Genomic DNA, 20,060 nt, shown 5'->3' with positions numbered 1-20,060 from the left:
TCGCCGATAGTGTGCGGCGTTGCGCGGGAGCGTATCGTGTCGCTGAAGGACTGAGATGGACCTCGACGACGAGACTTTGCAGGACATCGAAGACTCGCTCGTCACCTCCGCGCTTCAGTCGCATGACTGGGACAAGGCGGTCGCCAGGATCGCGACCGCGACGGACGCGAGGGGGGTCGTCGCGATCCCGTTGAAGGGCCGCGTGCCCGGACTGCCGATGAGCGCCAGTCTCGATGCCTTGGCCGACGGATACTTTCGCGGCGGCTGGTCGAAGAACGACTACCGCTCGAGAGGCGTGCCCAAGCTCCTCAGGACCGGCCTGTTCGTCGACCAGGACTATGCCACGCCTGACGCGATGCGGTCCGAACCGTTCTATGCCGATTACTTGCACAGCCACGGCTTTCAATGGTCCGCCGGACTGATGGTCCAGGCGGGCGACGATGCCTGGGCGATGATGATGCAGCGGACCATCCAGCAGGGGCCCTACACGTTGGACGACCAGATCGCCTTGCGGCGCCTCATCGCCCCCCTCAACCGGGCCGCGCAACTGGCCCATAGCCTCGGCGAGGCGCGCCTCACGGGCATCGCCGAGGCCCTGGAAACGGTCCGCAGCCCGAGCCTGCTCCTCGACAGAACGGGACGTGTGCTGCGGGTGAGCAGCAGCGCGGAACGTCTGTTCGGACCCGACCTGAACGTGCGGCTGGGGGAACTCGTGGTTCCCTCCGATGCGCAGGCCACCGCCCGGCTTCGTGCGCACATCGCCGCCGCCCTCTGGTCCGATCCGCAGGGCGTTTCCCTGTCCCGGGCGCCGGTCGTCGTCCGCAGGGTGGCCAAGCGGCCCCTCACACTGCGGGCCCAGTCGCTCCGCAAGGCCGGACTGGAATATTTCGATGGCTGCCGGGCGATCCTCACGATCACGGATCTCAACGAAAGCGGGGACCTCGACGCCGATGTCCTCAAGACATCGTACGGGCTCACGTCTCGGGAAGCCGAGTTGTGCCATACCCTGCTCGCCGGCCACAGCACCGGGGAATGCGCGGACAGGCTCGGCATGTCGATCCATACGACACGGACGCATCTGAAGAAGATCTTCGTCAAGACCGACACGGGCAGTCAGACCGAACTGATGATCGTCCTGAGCCGGCATTTCGGGCTATAGAGCGCTCTCCGTCGAAGTGGATGCCGGTTCGGCGAAAAAGAGCGCGGCAAGACAAAGGCCTAGAGATGTGTCCCGACCCAACGTGGTCGGGCGCAGCTCTAGCCCGAAGACGAACCGCCTCCCCGATCTTGGCGGCCGAGAGCCTTTGGCCGATGGGGATCTCGCGAGGCGGCGATGCCGTCCCGCGACCCGTTCGCCCTGTCGCGCCCCCCGTGCGGATGAGGGCGTATTACCACGCCGATCACGAGGCTCTACGATCCCGCTCGTCACACAGGAGCGAGATGCCTGACCGATATCGCACGAGCCGGGACCTACGCCCTCGGAGACCGCACGGTGAAGCGCCTGGGCTACGGCGCGATGCAATTGGCGGGTCCCGGTGTCTTCGGGCCGCCGAAGGATCGGGCCGGGGCCATCGCGGTGCTGCGCGAGGCGGTCGCGCGCGGCGTCGACCATATCGACACCAGCGACTTCTACGGACCGCACGTCACCAACGAGATCATCCGCGAAGCGCTCCACCCCTATCCCGACGACCTCGTGATCGTCACCAAGATCGGAGCCAGGCGCGGAGCCGACGCCTCCTGGAACCCGGCTTTCTCCGCCGGGGACCTCACGGGCGCCGTCCACGACAACCTGCGCAACCTCGGCGTCGAGGCTCTCGACGTGGTCAACCTGCGGATCATGCTCGACGTGCATGGGCCGGCCGAAGGCTCCATCGAAGCGCCGCTCGCCATCCTCGCCGATCTCCAGCGCCAGGGGCTCGTCCGCCGGATCGGGCTGAGCAACGTGACGGCGCGGCAGGTGGCGGAGAGCCGGTCCATCGCGACGATCGTCTGTGTCCAGAACCAGTACAACCTGGTGCATCGGGGCGATGACGCACTGATCGACGACCTGGCCGCATCCGGCACCGCCTATGTCCCGTTCTTCCCGCTCGGCGGCTTCAGCCCGATCCAGTCGGCGGCCCTGAACCAGATCGCCGAAGGGCTCGGCGCGACGCCCATGCAGGTGGCGCTGGCCTGGCTCCTGCGCCGTTCTCCCAACATCCTGCTGATCCCCGGCACGTCGTCGGTGGAGCACCTGCGCGAAAACCTGGCCGCGACGGACCTCGACCTGTCCGACGACACGATGGCGGCGCTCGACCGCATCGCCCCCCGCCCCGTGGAAGGCTGACGCGGCGGGGAAGGGGAGGCGCTTGGGTGATGGAGCGTCCCGCATCGACGCGACCGGGGCGGCCTGTCTCGATATCGGGCTGTCGGCACAGGCACGTCCGTCACGAATGGCCCTGCGACACTCATTCCCGAGACAGGCCGGGATTATAAGAACAACACCCCGTCATGTGCTTGTCGCCCCAAAGCACATGGCGCTGGTATTTGTTATAATTCACCCATCTGACCTATCAGGCGCCTTTAATCCACGGCGTCGCGTGCGTGTCAGCACGCCGGAGAGGAGATTATTACTTCATATTGGCTTCAAGCAGAAGAAGCAGCCAAGACGCGGCGGCTTCACAAGACAAGAAAGCCATTGCTCACATGAAGACTTCCATTGCCGCTCTCTCGACCGCCCTCGTCATGGGCCTGGCCTCGATCGCGCCCACGACGGCGATGGAGCGCCCTTCGCGTTACACCACGTTCAACCCCTATGACGTCGACACCACCCATTCGATCCGGGCCGATCGTCGGGCACCCTCGTCGTTCGGTTGTCCGATGAGTTCGGCCGCCGAGGGCAACGCCAACCAGCAGACCCGCGAGGTCATGCAATATGGCCAGACGTCGGGCGGCAGCCGCTGCTGAACCAGTCGGGACAGCGCCTTGGCATCGATGTTGAAAGTCTTCTCTTACTTCATGGTCGGCGTCGCATCGGTGATGTTGGCCGCGACCATCGTTGGCTCCGCCAATATCCTGATGAGCTCGTAGCTCATCGCTCCGGATCACGATCCAGATCGGCTTCTTCCCATGCAGCGACATCCGCTGTGGGGAGGGAGCCGATTCCTCGTTCGCCCGAATGGACCGCGCGGGAAGCCAGTCCCGACAGACCTTCGCAGTCCGGCCTCAGGGCCGGCGCATCTGCTTGCCGGCGTAGGCCACGAGCTGGGAGAAGGCCAGGGCCGCCGCCGAGGCCTGGACCCGGCTCGGATACGGCATCGGAGAATGGGCGACCTCCTGGCCATAGGCGTCGCGCAGGGACCAGCCCCAGCGCCCGACCCGCTCCTCCAGCACGTCGAAATGCATAGTCCGGTCTCCGCTCGTGCGGGGTGACGGCGCGCTTGCCGCCGAACCGGCACTCGCCCGCCTCGCCATGCCCGAGGGCAGGCCGGCGGGAGCGAGATTCCCCGATATCCACAGGTCGGCCGTCTGCATCTTGACCTCCGCGCTTGAACTCTATGTTCACTATATGTTCTTACTCGCGGAGTGTCCACCATGCTGTCGACCCCTATGCCGCGGATCGCCTGTGGCCCTCTCGCCCGTGCCGTCGAAGCCTGCCCGACAGGCAAGGCTACTGGATTCACACCTCTGCTCGACGGCTGTTCGCTCTATCCAAGAAGGTTCGCCTCGAGGCGCGCCAGGCCCCCTCTCCTGGAAGGAGAGGGGACCCGCGCATCCCGCGAGATCTGTGAATGCCGTAGCAGGAGAGGAAAGGCTGGCGAGGGCCATGGCCCCCCGTCATCGAGGCGCGCGGGGGGCTTATTTCCCGGTTCGGTGGCCTGACATGGAGCGCCTCTGCGACGTGAGGGCCTCGCACCTCGTCATCGCCTGCGGCCCCTGCGAGCGCCGGGGCGTCTACCGTGTCGCCCGCCTGCGCGAGCGATTCGGCGATCACGCCTCGATCTTGGACGTCTATCTGAGGCTGACGCAAACCTGCCGCTGGCAGCGCGAGGTCGGCAGCCGGCCGCCCAATGTCTACGCGGTCGGGTGCCGGGCCAAGCTCGACACGTCGGGCGGGGCCGTCGCGAACGGACTTCCCTCTCGGACATAGGCGAAGGGCAGCGCCCCGATTCCGCCGGGTCGGGCGCGAAAAGATTCAGGCATCGTCCTCGCGGCCGAACACCTCGCCCTCTTCGGCGAGCCGGGCATCCGCCTCGTCGGTCCGCAACTCCAGCAGGGCGCGGTACTCCCGCAGTCGCCGCCGAAGCGGCGTGCCCGCCTCCTCGCAATCGGCCGGCTCATCGGTCTCGAGGGCGCAACCCTCGATCGTCTCCGAGGTCTGGCGATCGACGGCCGCGCGGTCGGCCTCGCTCAGTCCGGCCGGATCGCCGAGACCGAGTTCCGACGCGATCAAAGCCGCGATCTCCTCGCGCTTCTCATCGAGCTTCGACATCGCCACCCCCATTCCTTCGAATCCGATGCCCCGATGATCGGGTACCTTGCCGCCGGGGAGCAAGGGGAGGGGTACCGGAAGACGGGTGGGGCGCTGGTCAATCCGCCAAGGCCCTGTCATGGCTGGCCGGTGACCGATGATCCCAGCCATTCCCATCCCCTGCGGCCCACCCGTCTCGGATGGTCCGACTTCTTCGAGGAGCAACGTGAACCGGCCGAGGCCGGTCTCGTGCCCATGCGGATCGCGACGGTCCACCGCTCCCGCCTGACCGCCCTGTCCCTCACGGGGCCGGTGGGGCTCGTGCTTCCGGTCCATACCCAGACCGGCGATTTCGCCGTGGGGGATTGGGTGCTGGTCGAGCCCGAGACCGGGACGATGCGCCGCCGTCTGTCGCGCAGGAGCGTGCTGCAGCGACGCAACGAAGGCGGAGGCCCGCTGCAGCTGGCGGCGGCCAATGTCGATACCCTCTTCATCGTCACGTCGTGCAACGCCGATTTCAACATCGCCCGGCTGGAGCGCTACCTGGCGCTCGCCAACCAGGGGGGCACGAATCCCGTCATCGTCCTCACCAAGGCCGACATGGCGTCCGATGCCGAGGCCTACCGGCGGCAGGCCGCGGGCCTGCAGCGCGACCTCGCCGTCGTCACGGTCAATCCGCGCCTTCCGGACGCCGTGACGCAGCTTGCCCCCTGGTGCGGCGAGGGTCTGACCGTGGCGGTCGTCGGCTCATCGGGGGTGGGCAAATCGACCCTGGTCAACACGCTCGCCGGCCCGGATCAGGACCTCCCCCAGGAGACCGGCGGGATCCGCGAACACGACGCCAAGGGGCGCCACACCACCACGTCGCGCTCGCTCCACGCCATCGCTGGCGGCGGCTGGGTCATCGATACGCCGGGGATGCGCACGCTGCATGTGAGCGACGCGGCGGAGGGCATCGACACGCTGTTCGCCGAGATCGTCGAGCTGGCGCCCTCCTGCCGGTTCCGCGACTGCACCCATGCGCACGAGCCGGGCTGCGCGGTTCAGGCCGCCGTGGCGGAGGGGACGCTCGATCCCGAACGCCTGACCCGGTGGCGCAAGCTCCTCGACGAGAACCGGGCCAACACCCCGGTGGTCACCGGGCCGCGCGGCAGCCGTCGGCGCTGACCCTCATCCCGCCTTCACCCGACCTCCTGCGGACATCGCTCCCCGAATGCCCTTTCCCGACCGAACCCTCGTCATCGTCCGCCACGGGCAGAGCCTCGACAACGAGCGCGACCTCTTCTCCGGCATCCGCGATCCCGACCTGACGGAACGGGGCGTCGGCGAGGCGCGGAGCTGCGGGCGCCGCATGAAGGAGGTCGGGCTCTCCTTCGACATCGCCTTCACCAGCGAGCTGACGCGGGCCCGGCGCACCCTGAGCCTCATCCTGTCGGAACTCGGGCAGCCCGACCTTGCCGTCCACCGGAGCGCGGCGCTGAACGAGCGCGATTACGGCGAGCTCGCCGGGCTGAACAAACGGGAATCGCAGGAGCGCTGGGGGGTCGCGCAGGTCCGCGCCTGGCGAAAATCCTTCGATGCGGTGCCGCCGGGCGGCGAGAGCCTGGCGATGACCGCCGACCGGCTGCTTCCCTACTATCGGGACGAGATCGAATCCCGGGTCCGCGCGGGCCAGCGGGTTCTGCTGGTGGCGCACGGCAATTCGCTGCGGGCGCTCATCATGCATCTCGACGGGATCAGTGCCGACGCGGTCGCCGACGTGCATCTCGCCACGGCCCAGACCCTGGCCTATCGCCTCGCCGAGCGGGGCAGGGTGGTGGAGAAACGCGCGATCTCCGCCTGAATCACGAGTGGACCGGCAGGCGGGAGGGGCGCGCCTCTGAAACGGCGTCAGCGGGCTTTCAGGGCGTCCCGATCGCGCGCGAGCTGGCGCCGCGTCCGCATCGGCTCCAGGTTCGAAAGGGACATCAGCCGATACCCGAAGGCGAAGAGGGCGAGCGCCACGGCGGCGAAGGCACCGCCGACGATCAGCGACGCGATCGCCTCCGACCCGATGAGGAGCGCCAGCCCTTTGACGATCGCCACAAGGAGCACGAACAATCCGATCAGGACGAAGAGGGCCGCCATCAGGAACAGGATGAGCGGACGCGCCACCTGCCCGACCGCCGATCCGACCTCGGCCTGAAACAGGGCGAGGTGCTTGGAGAGGAGGATCTGGGTTTGCCCGATCGCATCGCCGACGAGGAGCAGGAGGCTCTTGTCATCCCGGCGGCTCATGCATCCCCTCTCATCGACGTGGTCCGATCAGGCCCGGCGGGTCCGTGCGCAGACAAGCCAGATAGGGCCGCCGGGGTTGCGCGGCAATCGCCGCACATTCCCGCCCGGTACCTGCCTGCCCGGTACCTGCCATCAGATCGCGAGCCCGAGCTGGCGCGGTCCCTCCGTCTCGCCCTGCTGAAGGCCCGACAGGGAGACACCAAGCAGGCGAACGCTGCGGCGGAGCGGGAACACCGTGCGCAGCAATCCCAGCGCCATGTGCATCATCGCATCGCGGCCGGCGACCGGGGCCTCGAAGGACTGCGCCCGGGTGATCTGGACGAAATCCGAGAACTTCACCTTCAGCGTGACGGTGCGCCCCGAGACGCCCTTGGCGGTGCAGGAGGTCCAGACCTTGTCGATCAGCGGCGTCAATCGCTCCGCCATGGCGTCGAACTCGGTGAGGTCCTCCGAGAAGGTGGTCTCCGCCCCCACCGATTTGCGGATGCGGTGGGCGCGCACCTGCCGCTCGTCGATGCCGCGCGCCACCGAATGATAATAGGCCGCCGAACTGCCGAAGGCCGCCTGCAGCTCTTCCAGGGAACGGGCCTTCAGGTCGCGGCCGGTGAGGATGCCGAGGCGCTTCATCTTCGCCTCCGTGACGGGGCCGACGCCGTGAAACCGGCCGATGGCCAGATCCTCGACGAAGCCCGGCCCCATCGCGGGCGTGATCACGAACAGCGCGTCGGGCTTGCGGAAATCCGAGGCGACCTTGGCGAGGAACTTGTTGTAGGAGACGCCGGCCGAGGCGACGAGGCCGGTTCGCGCGAGGATCTCGGCCCGGATCACCCGCGCCACCTCGGTGGCGGTGGCCAGCCCCTGCAGGTTCTCGGTGACGTCGAGATAGGCCTCGTCGAGGGCCACCGGCTCGATGATCGCGGTATGCTCGGCGAACACCGCACGGATCTCCTCCGAGATCGCCCGGTAGACCTCGAAGCGCGGCTTGACGAAGAGGAGATCGGGGCACAGGCGCCGGGCGGTGACCGAGGGCATGGCCGAGCGGACCCCGAAGACCCGCGCCTCGTAGCTGGCGGCGGCCACCACGCCCCGCTCGCGCGACCCGCCGACCGCCAGGGGCCGGCCCCGCAGGGCCGGATCGTCCCGCTGCTCCACGGACGCGTAGAACGCGTCCATGTCGATATGGATGATCTTGCGGACGGGGGTATCGTCGCCGGGGCTCGACATCGGATCGGGCTGTCACATCGGTGCGCGGGCAATGAGCGGGCGTCGTTGAGCAGTCATCGTGGGGAAGGCGCTGTGTTCGATCTTTGTTCCTCGCGGTTTCAGGGGGCCGGGTCAACCCGGCCGGGGCTGGCGCCGTGGTCTGGACTTTCCCGTGATGGGGCGCAGGATGCCTCCCGGTTCTCCCGTGCCTCGCGGGGAACGGCCGGAGCCGGGCCGTCGTCCCCGGCTGCATGTCGAGCACGCTCCGACCGGCTCGGCGCCGGAACGACCACTATGATGAAGGAGGACGGCATTCCCCTGCACCCTGGCGCTGCCCCTCTCGGACCGGAGACGGGAGAGCGACGATGCCGAGTATCTCACGAAGCGTCTCGTCCGGAACTCCCGCTGCGCCCTCGTCCTTCGAGCGGGAACCGATCGTGATGGGGAGTTTCGTGAAGCACTCCAGGCAGGCGCTCCGGGGACGACGCGTCCTGGTGGTGGAAGACGAGTACTTCCTGGCCGATGAACTGGCGCGGGGCTTGGCCGAGGCCGAAGCGGAGGTGCTCGGTCCCATCGCCACCGTGGAGGGCGCCCTCGACCTCCTCAATGGGCCGTCCCCGCCCAATGCGGCCATCCTGGATGTGAACCTTGGAGGCGAGGACGTGTATCCGGTGGCCGATGCGCTCCTCGCCCTCGGCGTCCCGTTCCTGTTCACCACCGGCTACGATCAGGCGACGATCCTCGGCCGCTTCGCGTCGGTCCGGCTGCTGGAAAAGCCGATGGATACCGCGGCGGTGTTGCACGCGCTCGACATCATCCTCGACGACAGGGCCTCACGGACGGACGCGGCCGGATAGAATTCGCTCGGCTCCGGATAAGACATCGACGGTCATTCGCGCGGGAATTTGATCGAATCCTTGCGCGAGAGTAGAACTCACCCTGTGTTCGGCACGCTCGACCGGTGCGACGGCGAGAGAACGGCGAGCGTCGAAAGACATGACACCGACGGTGGTGCCGGTTGGGTTCGCGGGCCTGGATGAGGTCTCGATCACCGACGCGTTGGTGGCGCGTCCCGTACGCCCTCCCGACTACGAGGCGCAAGCCCATGCGCTGGCCGAACTGGCCCAGGAGCTGGCCGTCAGCCCGGACACCGTCCTGCAGCGCATCGCGGACCTCCTCGTCGGGATGGGCAGAGCCGGGTCGGCCGGGATCAGCATCCTCGAACCGGGAGAGGGCCCGAAACGCTTCCGCCGGGCCGCGATCGCTGGATCATGGGCCGCGCATCGCGGCGGCACCATCCCCTTCGCCGAAAGCCCCTGCGGCCTGGCGGTGACCCGCAACACCCCCCTGCTGTTCTCGCGCCCGCATGCGCGCCTCGCGGCCGCCTCTGTCGAGCCGCCCATCCAGGAGCTCCTGCTGGTGCCGTTCCATGCCGGCGACGAGCCGGTCGGTACGCTCTGGGTCGGCACGCATGACCTCGATTACACCTTCGACGGCGAGGATCTCAGGCTGCTCACGCGGCTGACGCACTTTGCCTCCGCCGCCTGCGTCATGACCCGTGCCCTCGATGAGGCGCGGCCCCAGGAGCTGCGCGGAACGGAAGCGTGGCATCGTGCCGACCTGGAGCGGGAGGTGAGGGAGCGCACGGCCGGGCTGCAGCGGAGCCGCGACCTGCTGCAGACCACGCTGGACAGCTCCATGGACATGATCCAGGTCTTCGAGGCCGTCCGGGACGCTTCGGGCGAGATCGTCGATTTCCGCTGGCGGCTGAACAACCACACCGCGGAACGGACCCTTGGCGAGGTGAGGGGGCAAAGCCTGGTCGAACGCAGTCCGGGCGTGGTTCGGGACGGTATCTTCGACGTCTTCCGGCAGGTCGTGGAGACGGGCCTGCCCTCGGTCGCCGAGCGTCGCCATGCGCACGGGCGATGCGACGGCTGGTTCCATCAATCGGTGGTGAAGCTCGGCGACGGCGTGGCCACCACCACCAGGGAGATGATCGCCTGGAAGGAGGCGCACGCGAAGCTGGAGGAGAGCGAGGCGAAGTACCGCCACCTGTTCAACTCCATCGACGAGGGCGTCTGCATCGTCGAGATGATGTTCGACGACCGGCAGCGGCCGGTCGACTACCGGTTCCTTTCCGTCAACCCTGCCTTCGATCAGCAGACCGGGCTCGGCGACGCCACCGGGCGGACGATGCGAGACCTGCTCCCCGAGCTGGAGGCGAACTGGTTCGAGACGTTCGGCCGGATCGCGCTGAACGGCGTGGCGGAACGGTTCGAACGCCGGTCCATCGCCCTCGGGCGCTGGTACGAGGTCTATGCCTTCCGCGTCGGCACCGCCGAACAGCGGCAGGTTGCCCTCCTGTTCAAGGACATCCAGCCTCGCAAGCGCGCCGAGGCGGCGCTGCGCGAGAGCGAGGAGCGGTTCCGTGCCTTCGTGACGGCCAGCTCGGACGTGGTCTACCGGATGACCCCGGACTGGTCCGAGTTGCAGCGGCTGGAGGGGCGCGCCTTCAAAAACGTCCCGGACCAGCCGAGCAGGACCTGGCTCGACCGCTACATCCGTCCCGACGATCAGGCGGAGGTCCGTGCCGCCATCGACCGGGCGATGGCGACGAGATCGATCTTCGAGCTGGAACATGCGGTGATCCGCAGCGACGGTTCGCTGGGCTGGTGCGTGTCACGGGCGGTCCCGACCCTCACCGACACCGGCGAGATCAGGGAGTGGCTGGGGGCGGCCAGCGACGTGACGGCGCGCAGGAGCGCCGAGACGGCGTTGCGCGAGAGCGAGGAGCGCCTCAGCCAGTTCGGCGAGGCCTCGTCCGACGTCCTCTGGATGCGCGATGCCGCGACCTTCCAGTGGATCTATCTCACCCCGGCCTTCGAGACGATCTACGGCCTCGACCGCACCTCGGCCCTCGCCGGCGACCACCTGGTGAGCTGGGCCGAGATGATCGTGCCGGACGATCGCGAACGGGCGGTGGAGAGCCTGCATCGCGTCCGGGCGGGCGAGCGTGTCACCTTCGAGTATCGCGTCGGGCGGCCCGGCGACGGCGGCATCCGCTGGATACGGGACACCGGCTTCCCCATGCGCGACGCCGCCGGCGCGGTGTGCTGGATCGGCGGCGTCGGCCGGGACATCACCGAGGAGAAGGAGACCGCCGAGCATATGAGCGTGCTCGTGGCGGAGTTGCAGCACCGCACCCGCAACCTCATGGGCGTGGTGCGCGCCACCGCGGACAAGACCCTGCGCAACAGCAGCGACCTCGACGACTTCCGGGAGCGCTACGGCACGCGTCTGGCGGCCCTCGCCCGCGTGCAGGGATTGCTGTCCCGCCTCGGGGAGGGCGAGCGGGTCAGCTTCGACGAGCTGATCCGAAGCGAAGTGGCGGCGCTCGACGGCGAGGCGTCGCGGGTCAGCCTGAGCGGACCGAAGGCGGTGGCGCTGCGCTCGTCGACGGTGCAGATCTTCGCGCTGGCCCTGCACGAACTGGCGACGAACGCGCTGAAATACGGCGCCCTCGCACAGCCGCAGGCGCATCTCGAGATCCGCTGGCACGTGGAGATTGCTGAACCGGAGCGGGCTCCCTGGCTGCATGTGGATTGGCGTGAGCGCGGCGTGCGGATGGCGCCGCGGGATGGCCTGCCGCAGGGGAGGGGCTCGGGGCGCGAACTGATCGAGCGGGCGCTGCCCTACCAGCTCGGCGCCAGAACGACCTTCGTGATGGAACCGGACGGCGTCCACTGCACCATCGCACTGCCCGTGTCGGGACACACGATCCGGGAGAGAACCAAAGCCGCCCCGCGGCGGAGTCCGGAGCCGGCCGATCCCGGAGGATGAGGAGGCCGGCCCGCTCGCATGCGCCGCCAGGAGAAGCCCCAACAGTGGAGTCTCGGACGGGGCGGCGGCGATCGCAACACCACGCGACGGCCGGCACCGCCCTCCGCAAGCTATTACCCCTCCATCCAGTGAGCTTAACCGGCGAGGATCGAGCCTTTAATGCAGGTGAATGACCCTGCAATGACAATTCCCTATTCGTGTCCTGTGTGCGAGGAAGAAAGAATGCCGCACTATTTCATCCGCAAGCTTGAGCAGTTCACGAAGCTATCCTCCGACGACCGGCAGGCCTTGGAGAACGCGGCCTGCAAGCGGCGGACCATTGCGAAGCACTCCGACATCATCAGCGAGGGTGACGATCCTCATCACGTCAACCTGATCCTGGACGGATGGGCGTGCCGCTACAAGCATCTCGACGATGGCCGGCGCCAGATCATCTCCCTCTTCGTGCCCGGCGACCTCTGCGACAGCCACGTCTACCTCCTGCGCGAGATGGACCATTCCATCGTGGCCCTCACCCCCGTCAGGCTGGCCGAGATCTCGCGCGCCGGGCTGGAGCAGGTGGCCAACGACAATGTGCGGGTGACGAAGGCGTTGTGGTGGGACACCCTGGTGACGGTGGCGGTTCAGCGCGAATGGACGGTCAACCTCGGCCAGCGCACCGCCCTGGAGCGTCTCGGCCACCTTTTCTGCGAACTGTTCCTGCGCCTGCGCGGGGTCGGTCTGACGGATGGCCCCAGCTGCGAGCTCCCCCTGACCCAGGTGGAACTGGCGGATGCCCTGGGTCTCTCGAACGTGCACATCAACCGCACGCTCCAGGACTTGCGGCGTGCCGGCCTTGTCGTGCTCAAGGGCGGGCGCCTGACCATTCCCAACTTCGATGCCCTGCGGAGGGCATCGCTGTTCAACCCGAACTACCTGCACCTCGACCGCGAAGGTCGTCAGTTCGATGCCAACGGATCGGTGTGATGCCGAGCCGGTCTCCCCTCAAGCACTCCGTGGAACTGCGATGACGATGGGATCCGACCCGACGGGCGCCGAGGAACGGGTGGTGCTGCTGGCCGAGCTGCAGCACCGGGTGCGCAACACGCTGGCGACGATGCGGCTGATTGCGCGGCGTTCGGCGGAGTTCAGCGAGAGCCTGGAGGACTACACCGCGCATCTCGACGGGCGGCTGGCCGCCTTGGCACGGGTGCAGAACGTCATCATCCAGAACCCCACGGCCGGGGTCGATCTCGACCGCCTCGTCACCGACGAGCTCACGAGCGCGCTCGCCTACCAGGATGGGCGCACGCGTGTGGACGGACCGGATCTGAGGCTGCATCTGCGCGCGGCCGAGCCCCTCGCCCTCGCCCTGCACGAACTCTCGACGAACGCCCTCAAGTTCGGAGCCCTGGCCACGCCGACGGGCCGCCTCACGGTGATCTGGCGGATCGAGGAACGGGACGGCGCCCCCCACCTCGTCTTCGACTGGCTGGAGCGTGGCGTGCCCCTGAACGAAGACGAGCCTCGTCGCAGGGGGTTCGGCACGGTCGTGCTGGAAGAGATGCTGGCCTACAACCTGAAGGCCGCGACGAGCCTCACCTTCGCGCCCGACGGCCTGCATTTCCGCCTGGCGCTGCCCCTCACCAGCCGGACCTTGCATGCCGGGACCGGCCACGCCTCGCCGCTCCTCCACCCGCCGGACGGCCAAGTCTAGACGGGTTTCGCAGGCGCGCTCCGGGTTCGGCGAAACCCGCCGGGCGGGCCATGGCAAGACGCCTCGCGCCGGTCAGGCGCGGCGTTCCTCTCCCCGGCAGCAGCGGGCACCTGCGCCGTCACGACAGGCCTAGAGCCGTCGCGAGGTGCTCGCGCGCCCGGCTCACCCGGCTCTTCACGGTACCGACCGGACAGCCGAGGATGGCGGCCGCTTCCTCGTGCCGGAGCCCGTCCACCGTCACCAGCAGCAAGGTCTCGCGCTGCTCCGCGGGGAGGGCGTCCAGGGCGCCCTGCAACGCGACGAGCGCGACCCGGTGCTCCTGGTCGGGGGGCGAGGACAAGGCCCCCGCGATGGCCCCGTCGACGTCCTCGATCTCGCGGCGCAGGCGCTTGCGCTGGTTCAGGTGGGCGTTGCGCAGGATCGTGAACAACCACGCGACGAGGTTGGTGCCGTCCTTGAAGCGGGACCGGTGTTCCCAGGCCCGCATCAAGGTCGCCTGCACCATGTCGTCGGCCTCCGCGGTGTTGCCGGTACGAAGCAGGGCGAAGCGGCGCAGGCGCGGCACGAGGGCGATGAGGTCGTCGCCGAACGCCTTGGTGATCTGGCGTTCCGCCTCCGCGTCGAGCAGGGCGGCCCTCAGTCGAAGCAGGACCCGGCCGAGGCGCGTATCGGTGTCGACCGCGCTGGCGCTGGGAATGAGTTCGTCCAGTCGCCGTCCGATCTGGTCCTGGACATGACGAGGCAATCCCTCGCTCGGCGAATGTTCTTCGGAGATTATACTGACATGCATAGGGAGGATTCGTCCTTTTTCCGGACAACGACCGGGTGTGTCCGCCCCTCTACGGTGGAATATGCGTGTCTGGTTGTGGCTGATCGCTCGCGTTCACGTCAATGATACAGATATACCAGATAATATCTTGCGCGATCCGGAACCGTCGCTGGTCGTCCCCTGTTACGGCTCGGTTCCATCCCAGCAGTCAGGAAGGCGGTCGCAGGTGACACTCGGCGTCGACAGGCATGAGCTTCGGCAGATCGTCGCCGGCCTCAGCGAGGGCGTGATCCTGGTCGAGCCCGACCAGACCATCGCCTACGCCAACGAGGCCGCGCTCGCGATGCACGGGGCCGAGACCGTCGGGGAGCTCGGCGGGACGGTGGACGCCTACCGCGAACGTTTCGCCCTGCGCTACCGCAACGACCACACCCCGAACCAGTATCCGATGGAACGGGTCGTCTCGGGCGAGCGCTTCCACGACGTCATCGTCGAGGTGACGCGGACCGACCAGCCCGATGTCGACTTCGTCCATTCCCTGCGCAGCCTCGTGGCCACGGACCGCGACGGCAACCCGAGCTGCCTCGCCCTCATCCTGAAGGACGTATCGGGGCAGTTCGAGGCCGAGGAACGGTTCGAGGCCGCCTTCGACGCCAACCCCGCGCCGGCCGTGATCTGCCGGCTCTCGGACCTGCGCCACGTCAAGGTGAACGACGGCTTCCTTGAGATGACCGGCTACACCCGCGACGCCGTGATCGGCCACAGCGTCTACGAGGTCGACGTGCTGGCCGGAGCCCGTAGCCGGGACCTGGCGATCTCACGCCTGAACGGCGGGGGCACCATCCCGCAGATGGAAGCCTGCCTCGATTTGCCGGATGGCGGATCGCGCTACGTCATCGTCGCCGGCCAGCCCATCGAATGGGGCGACGAGCCCTGCATGCTGTTCACCTTCGCCGACCTGGACCTGCGAAGGGAGGCGGAGACGGCCCTGCGCCGGAGCGAGGAGCGCTTCGCCAAGGCGTTCCACATGGCCCCGGTCCCGACCCTGCTGGCGCGCGTCGAAGACTTCTCCATCACCGGTGCGAACGAGGCCTTCACCCGGGTCTTCGGCTATGGCGCCGACACGGTGTCCGGGCGCTCGCCGGCCGATCTCCGGCTCTGGGTCCACGATGTCGCACGGATCAGGTTCGAGACGGCGATGGCGCGCACCGGTCGCGTGCTCGGCCTGGAAGTATGCCTGCGCCACGAGGACGGCACCGATGTCGACTGCCTGGTATCGGCCGAGCGCGTCGAGATCGGCGACCGGACGTTCGCCCTCGTAGTCCTTCAGGACATCACCGAGTGCAAGCGCACGGAGCGCGAACTGTTCGAGGCCATCGAGGCGGTGATGGCCGACACCTCGTGGTTCAGCCGCGGGCTGATCGAGAAGCTCGCCAACCTGCGCCGGCCGGCGAGCGAGCACGAGGACGGCATCGTCCCGAACCTCACGGTCCGCGAGCGGCAGATCCTCGACCTCGTCTGCCGGGGGCTCGGGGACGATGCCATCGCCAGGCGTCTCAACCTGTCCAGGAACACGGTGCGCAACCACTCGGCGTCGCTTTACCGGAAACTCGACGTGCACAAGCGCTCCGAGGCCATCGTCTGGGGCCGCGACAACGGGTTCCCGATATCCGAAACCAGCAAATAAAAACCTCATAACCAGTATATCTGCATCATTGCCGCCCGGAACCGGCGGGCCACTTGAGGGACGGTGTCAATCGCTGAGGCATTGGAGCACCCCGTGAGCGCGCAAAAGACGACCGACACTTCCGACAAGCTCAAGGGCTCGGTGAAGGAGGCCATCGGAAAGTTGGTCGGCGACCCGAAAGTCGAAGCCGAGGGTAGGTCTCAGCAGAAATCACCGACGCCCGACGTAAAACCAAAGACCACCCCCAAGTCGTAGCTCGAGCGTCACGTCGTAGCTCGGGCGTCACGAACACCGTTCGCGACAAGAACACCTGCGCGACAACATCAGGAGAGACATCATGGTCGATGCGGATCGCATCACAGGCGCCGCCAAGGAGCTCGGCGGCAAGGTGCAGGGCACGGTGGGCGACCTCACCGGTTCGAAGCGGGATTCGGCCGAGGGCCGTGCGCGCGAAGCGCAGGGGGCCGCCGAGAACCTTTACGGACAGGCCAAGGACACCGTGCGCGACGCGGCCGAGCACGTCGCCGACACCGCCCGCGACATCGGCGGCAGGGTTCGCGACACGGTCGGCAGCCTGATCGGGTCGGACGACGTCGAGGACCGCGCGCGCCGCGCCCAGGGAGCCGCCGCCGATACCTACGACCGCGCCGAGCGCTCCGTCCGCGGTGCCGGCCGCGAGGCCTACGACCGGGCCGAGGACGCCTACGAGAACGGTGGCCGGTACCTGCGCCAGGGCGGACGCGAAGCCACCGACCGGATCGCCGAGCATCCGGTGGCCGCCCTGCTCGTGGCTGGCCTCCTCGGCTACGGCGTCGGCCTGCTCATCCACCGGCGCGACTGATCCGCAAAGCCGCGATCGATCGGGCCTACCGCGCCGGAACTGCGCGGTCGGCCCCCTGAGTTCCACCAGCCCCCCTCGAACGACCGACCTTCTCGGACGACCGACGACCCGGAGTATCAGTATCGTGTCCACTTCCCCCCTTCTCGCGACTTCATCCACAACGGCCTCGGCCGATACCCGCACCGTCCTGCTGAACCAGGTTTCGTGGGGCGCGATCTTCGCCGGCGCGGTCACCGCCCTGGTGACCCAGGTCGTCCTCAACATGGTCGGCGTCGGCATCGGCCTGTCCAGCGTCGGAGCGAACGCCGCCGACAACCCGGCCGCCTCGACCCTGTCGCTCGGCGCCGGTGTCTGGTTCATNGTCTCGGGCATCGTNGCCGCTCTCGCGGGCGGCTTCATCGCCGGNCGCCTGTCGGGCAAGCCCGTGACGGGCGCGGCCGGCCTGCACGGCCTGGTCTCCTGGGCGGTGACCACCCTCGTCGTCCTGTATCTTCTCACCTCCGCGGCCGGCGGCCTCATCGGCGGCGCCTTCTCGGGCGTGACCAGCACGCTNGGCGGCGCCGGNTCNCTCGTCGGCGGTACCGTGCAGACCGCCGCGCAGGCCGCAGCCCCGTCGCTGTCCAAGATCACCAACCCGCTGGACGGCATCGAGCAGAGCGTCCGCCAGCAGGCGGCCGGCCAGGACCCGCAGGCCGCCAAGGANGCCGCCGTCGCCGCCATCCGCGCCCTGTTCACGGGNGATCCCGCCCAGAAGGCCCAGGCCGAGAACCGCGCCGCCGANGCGCTGGCCAAGGCCCAGGGCATCCCGGTCGATCAGGCCAAGACCCAGATCCAGGACTACAGGAAGCAGTACGAAGAGACCGTCGCCAGCGCCAAGCAGAAGGCCGAGGCCGCGGCNGTGGCCGCCAAGTCCGCNGCCACNCAGGGCGCNTTCTACGGCGCGCTCGCCCTGATCCTCGGCGCCCTCGCCGGCTTCTTCGGCGGCCGTCTCGGCGCTCCGACCCTCGCCACCCTCACCGATCGCTACGACGCCCGCCGCATCTGAGCCGGATCGCCGGCCGGTCACCGCGACCGGCCGGACCTTCCCTTTCGACGATCACCCCGAACCCAAGGAGCCATCCCATGAGCAGCACCACGGACAAGCTGAAGGGTCTCGCCAACGAAGCCGTCGGCAACCTCAAGGAAGGTGTCGGCAAGGTCACCGGCAACGACAAGCTCGTCGCCGAGGGCAAGGCCCAGGAACTCAAGGGCGAGGCCCAGCGCACCGTCGGCGAGGCCAAGGACGGTGTGGCCTCGGTCGTCGACAAGGTCACCGGCAAGCGGTGATCCACCACCGCTGACCGTCCCACGCCGACCCGCCGTCCAGGACCGCCATCCGGTCATCGCATGATGGCCGTCGCCCTGGCCCGGCTCCCATGCCGGGTCAGACCTCGCCGTTGCCCACGCGGCGGTCAACTCCTCCACCTTCCCACCCACAAGGACGACCGATGAGCAAGGGTTACCCCTCGATGACCGCGCTGCTGGGCCTGCTGGCCGTGGCCGGCTACCAGAACCGCGACAAGCTCGCCGAGCTTCTGAAGGGCCACGACGCCCCGTCGACCCCCTCCCTGAGCCCGAACCATGGCACCGTCCCACCGATCCCGAGCACCGGATCGAACACCGGAGCCACGGGTGGCTTCGGCAACCTCGGCGGCCTTCTGGGCGGCCTCGGCACCGCCGGCGTGGGTGGGCTGATCGCCAGCGGCCTGAGCGAGCTCGTCGACCACTTCACCAAGGGCGGCCATGGCGAGACGGCGAATTCCTGGGTCAACCAGGGCGCCAACCGCGACATTCCAGAGGCGGACCTCGAACGCGCCATCGGCCCGGACACCCTCGACCATCTCACCCAGCAGACCGGCCTGAGCCGCGCCGCGCTCCTGTCCCGCCTCTCCCGCGAGCTGCCCTCGGCCATCGACCGCTACGCTGCCGACAGCCGCAGGCCGGCCTGACGACACGACACGAGGCCGGTGCCACCGGGCGCCGGCCCCACACGATTCCGGGCGAGCCCGCGCCGGGGTTCGATCCACAGCCTTCCCCCGACGCTCGCGAGACCCCCATGGCCATCGACTACCGCTCGGAACTGCGCCGCCCCTTGCCCTTCAGCCTCGCGGTCGTGGCCGCAATCCTGCTGGTCTGGCTCATCGTCGCCTCCATCGCGGACGCGCGCCAGCGCAGCGCCCGGGACCACCGCATCGAGGACCTGCAGACCCAGCAGACGGCGCTCCGCGCCGACCTCGAGCGGCAGGTCTCGACCGCCGGTACCCTGACCGCCCTCCAGGCCAGGATCGCCACCGCCCAGCAGCAGGACCAACAGGCGAGCCAGGCTGCCGAGCAGGCGAAGTCCCGTGCCGCGACCCTGACCCAGGAGCAGCAGGCGGCCGAGACCAAGACGGCCGAGGCGAGGAAGGCGGCCGAGGCCGAGACCCGGAAGCTCACCGAACTGCAGAGCCAGGTCGCGCAGGCCGAGGGGAAGCTGGCGCCCCTGCAGGAGGCCATCACCGGCGCGGAGACATCCGCCGTCGACCGTGCCCGGGATCTCGCCGAGGTGGGACGCCGCCTCGAGGACGCCCGGGTGCAGGAGGCCAAGCTTCGTGCCGATCTCGCGACCATGACCCAGGAGGCGACGGCCAAGACCGCCGACCTCGCCAAGGCCGAGGAACGTCAGCAGAACGCCCGCGAGGCCGCCGCCGCCGCCCAGAAGGAGTTGGCCGACGCGCGGGCCGCGACCGAGCAGGCCACCCGGCAGCGCACGGACACCGATCAGGCCGTCGCCGCGTTGACCGTCGGCAAGGACAAGCTCACGTCCGAGATCGACCTCGCCAACCGCGACGCCCAGCAGGCCCGCGACGCCCTGGAGAACGTCCGCAAGGAGCTCGCCGAGGCCCAGGCGCAGCGTGACCGCGTCGTCTCCGAGCGTGGTCAGGCCGAGCAGGCCTTGCAGACGCTCTCCGCCGACCGCGATGCCGGCGCCAGCGCCCTCGATGCCCTCCGCAAGCGCCAGACCGAGGCGCAGGGAGAATTGGCCACGCTCACCGAGACCCTGGCCACCCGCAACAAGGAGGCCGCTTCCCTCGACGAGCGTCTGGCTTCCGCCCGGCAGGACCTGAGCACCGCCCAGGCGAAGCTCGCGGAAATCCGCCAGCAACTCGCCGCCCCGCCTGCCCCCGCGCCGAGCCAGCCGGCTCGCTGAGGCGATTTCGACCCACGCGGGCGGCCGCTCGCTCGCGTGGGTCGCCCATCCGGCCCCACCGCACG

General features: G+C 68.7%; 22 protein-coding genes. 17 read left to right on the top strand and 5 right to left on the bottom strand.

The window, feature by feature from the left end; all coding sequences use genetic code 11:
• The first annotated feature begins 55 nt into the window (after positions 1 to 55).
• The 3 genes from A3OM_RS0110780 (at position 56) to A3OM_RS0110770 (ending at position 2,946) form a co-directional block, all read left to right on the top strand.
• Positions 56 to 1,159: a helix-turn-helix transcriptional regulator gene (locus A3OM_RS0110780; protein WP_018043769.1), complete on the top strand. Its 1,104-nt coding sequence runs from the start codon at positions 56 to 58 to the stop codon at positions 1,157 to 1,159.
• A 285-nt stretch (positions 1,160 to 1,444) separates the two neighbouring features.
• Positions 1,445 to 2,326, top strand: coding sequence for an aldo/keto reductase family oxidoreductase (locus A3OM_RS0110775; protein ID WP_026175932.1), 882 nt, complete (start codon positions 1,445 to 1,447; stop codon positions 2,324 to 2,326).
• Between the two features lie 359 nt (positions 2,327 to 2,685).
• Positions 2,686 to 2,946 (top strand): hypothetical protein, encoded by a 261-nt coding sequence (locus A3OM_RS0110770; protein WP_018043767.1) that lies wholly within the window; start codon positions 2,686 to 2,688, stop codon positions 2,944 to 2,946.
• Between the two features lie 258 nt (positions 2,947 to 3,204).
• Here the strand turns inward: A3OM_RS0110770 and A3OM_RS26330 are convergent, their stop codons facing one another.
• Positions 3,205 to 3,513 carry a hypothetical protein gene (locus A3OM_RS26330; RefSeq protein WP_238254149.1) on the bottom strand — a complete coding sequence of 103 codons (309 nt, stop codon included), beginning with the start codon at positions 3,511 to 3,513 and terminating at the stop codon, positions 3,205 to 3,207.
• A 349-nt stretch (positions 3,514 to 3,862) separates the two neighbouring features.
• Here A3OM_RS26330 and A3OM_RS0110755 point away from each other — a divergent pair, with 349 nt between their 5' ends.
• Positions 3,863 to 4,129, top strand: a complete 267-nt coding sequence (locus A3OM_RS0110755) for a hypothetical protein (RefSeq protein WP_043764324.1) — start codon at positions 3,863 to 3,865, stop codon at positions 4,127 to 4,129.
• Between the two features lie 45 nt (positions 4,130 to 4,174).
• Here A3OM_RS0110755 and A3OM_RS0110750 read toward each other — a convergent pair whose 3' ends face one another.
• Entirely contained in the window at positions 4,175 to 4,471 is a 297-nt protein-coding gene (locus A3OM_RS0110750; RefSeq protein WP_026175931.1) for a hypothetical protein, read from the bottom strand.
• 129 nt (positions 4,472 to 4,600) lie between these two features.
• Here A3OM_RS0110750 and rsgA point away from each other — a divergent pair, with 129 nt between their 5' ends.
• Positions 4,601 to 5,617: a ribosome small subunit-dependent GTPase A gene (rsgA, locus tag A3OM_RS0110745; RefSeq protein ID WP_051074317.1), complete on the top strand. Its 1,017-nt coding sequence runs from the start codon at positions 4,601 to 4,603 to the stop codon at positions 5,615 to 5,617.
• Positions 5,618 to 5,663: 46 nt separating this feature from the next.
• Entirely contained in the window at positions 5,664 to 6,293 is a 630-nt protein-coding gene (locus A3OM_RS0110740; protein WP_018043762.1) for a 2,3-bisphosphoglycerate-dependent phosphoglycerate mutase, read from the top strand.
• Positions 6,294 to 6,340: 47 nt separating this feature from the next.
• On the opposite strand, the gene A3OM_RS0110735 is transcribed toward A3OM_RS0110740, so the two are convergent.
• Entirely contained in the window at positions 6,341 to 6,727 is a 387-nt protein-coding gene (locus A3OM_RS0110735; protein ID WP_018043761.1) for a phage holin family protein, read from the bottom strand.
• Positions 6,728 to 6,859: 132 nt separating this feature from the next.
• The gene (gene dinB / locus A3OM_RS0110730; protein ID WP_018043760.1) at positions 6,860 to 7,951 is read right to left on the bottom strand and encodes a DNA polymerase IV; all 1,092 of its coding nucleotides are present in this window, start codon (positions 7,949 to 7,951) and stop codon (positions 6,860 to 6,862) included.
• A gap of 344 nt (positions 7,952 to 8,295) precedes the next feature.
• On the opposite strand from dinB, the gene A3OM_RS0110725 reads away from it, so the two are divergent.
• From A3OM_RS0110725 to A3OM_RS0110710, 4 genes are all read left to right on the top strand, one after another.
• Positions 8,296 to 8,787, top strand: a complete 492-nt coding sequence (locus A3OM_RS0110725; RefSeq protein WP_348625449.1) for a response regulator — start codon at positions 8,296 to 8,298, stop codon at positions 8,785 to 8,787.
• A 139-nt stretch (positions 8,788 to 8,926) separates the two neighbouring features.
• Positions 8,927 to 11,773 carry a PAS domain S-box protein gene (locus tag A3OM_RS24760; protein ID WP_018043758.1) on the top strand — a complete coding sequence of 949 codons (2,847 nt, stop codon included), beginning with the start codon at positions 8,927 to 8,929 and terminating at the stop codon, positions 11,771 to 11,773.
• A 222-nt stretch (positions 11,774 to 11,995) separates the two neighbouring features.
• Positions 11,996 to 12,739 (top strand): Crp/Fnr family transcriptional regulator, encoded by a 744-nt coding sequence (locus A3OM_RS0110715; RefSeq protein WP_018043757.1) that lies wholly within the window; start codon positions 11,996 to 11,998, stop codon positions 12,737 to 12,739.
• A gap of 40 nt (positions 12,740 to 12,779) precedes the next feature.
• Positions 12,780 to 13,469 (top strand): sensor histidine kinase, encoded by a 690-nt coding sequence (locus A3OM_RS0110710; RefSeq protein ID WP_018043756.1) that lies wholly within the window; start codon positions 12,780 to 12,782, stop codon positions 13,467 to 13,469.
• Positions 13,470 to 13,587: 118 nt separating this feature from the next.
• On the opposite strand, the gene A3OM_RS0110705 is transcribed toward A3OM_RS0110710, so the two are convergent.
• Positions 13,588 to 14,214 carry a sigma-70 family RNA polymerase sigma factor gene (locus tag A3OM_RS0110705; RefSeq protein WP_018043755.1) on the bottom strand — a complete coding sequence of 209 codons (627 nt, stop codon included), beginning with the start codon at positions 14,212 to 14,214 and terminating at the stop codon, positions 13,588 to 13,590.
• A gap of 250 nt (positions 14,215 to 14,464) precedes the next feature.
• Between A3OM_RS0110705 and A3OM_RS0110700 the strand changes: the two genes are divergently transcribed.
• The 7 genes from A3OM_RS0110700 to A3OM_RS0110670 all read left to right on the top strand — a co-directional run bounded on the left by A3OM_RS0110700 (position 14,465) and on the right by A3OM_RS0110670 (position 19,995).
• Positions 14,465 to 15,925 carry a PAS domain S-box protein gene (locus A3OM_RS0110700; RefSeq protein WP_018043754.1) on the top strand — a complete coding sequence of 487 codons (1,461 nt, stop codon included), beginning with the start codon at positions 14,465 to 14,467 and terminating at the stop codon, positions 15,923 to 15,925.
• A gap of 93 nt (positions 15,926 to 16,018) precedes the next feature.
• Positions 16,019 to 16,180, top strand: a complete 162-nt coding sequence (locus A3OM_RS25810) for a CsbD family protein (protein ID WP_147831283.1) — start codon at positions 16,019 to 16,021, stop codon at positions 16,178 to 16,180.
• A gap of 82 nt (positions 16,181 to 16,262) precedes the next feature.
• Positions 16,263 to 16,766: a CsbD family protein gene (locus tag A3OM_RS0110690; RefSeq protein ID WP_018043752.1), complete on the top strand. Its 504-nt coding sequence runs from the start codon at positions 16,263 to 16,265 to the stop codon at positions 16,764 to 16,766.
• Positions 16,767 to 16,890: 124 nt separating this feature from the next.
• Positions 16,891 to 17,811, top strand: coding sequence for a hypothetical protein (locus A3OM_RS0110685; RefSeq protein ID WP_018043751.1), 921 nt, complete (start codon positions 16,891 to 16,893; stop codon positions 17,809 to 17,811).
• A gap of 77 nt (positions 17,812 to 17,888) precedes the next feature.
• Positions 17,889 to 18,092, top strand: coding sequence for a CsbD family protein (locus A3OM_RS0110680; protein WP_018043750.1), 204 nt, complete (start codon positions 17,889 to 17,891; stop codon positions 18,090 to 18,092).
• 161 nt (positions 18,093 to 18,253) lie between these two features.
• Entirely contained in the window at positions 18,254 to 18,754 is a 501-nt protein-coding gene (locus A3OM_RS0110675) for a YidB family protein (RefSeq protein WP_018043749.1), read from the top strand.
• A gap of 107 nt (positions 18,755 to 18,861) precedes the next feature.
• A complete protein-coding gene (locus A3OM_RS0110670; RefSeq protein ID WP_018043748.1) occupies positions 18,862 to 19,995 on the top strand; it encodes a hypothetical protein in 1,134 nt (377 codons plus the stop codon).
• The last annotated feature ends 65 nt before the right edge of the window (positions 19,996 to 20,060 follow it).

It is taken from the genome of Methylobacterium sp. 88A (assembly GCF_000376345.1).
GTDB classification, from domain to species: Bacteria; Pseudomonadota; Alphaproteobacteria; order Rhizobiales; family Beijerinckiaceae; genus Methylobacterium; species Methylobacterium bullatum.
This window is presented reverse-complemented; position numbering and strand designations above follow the sequence as displayed.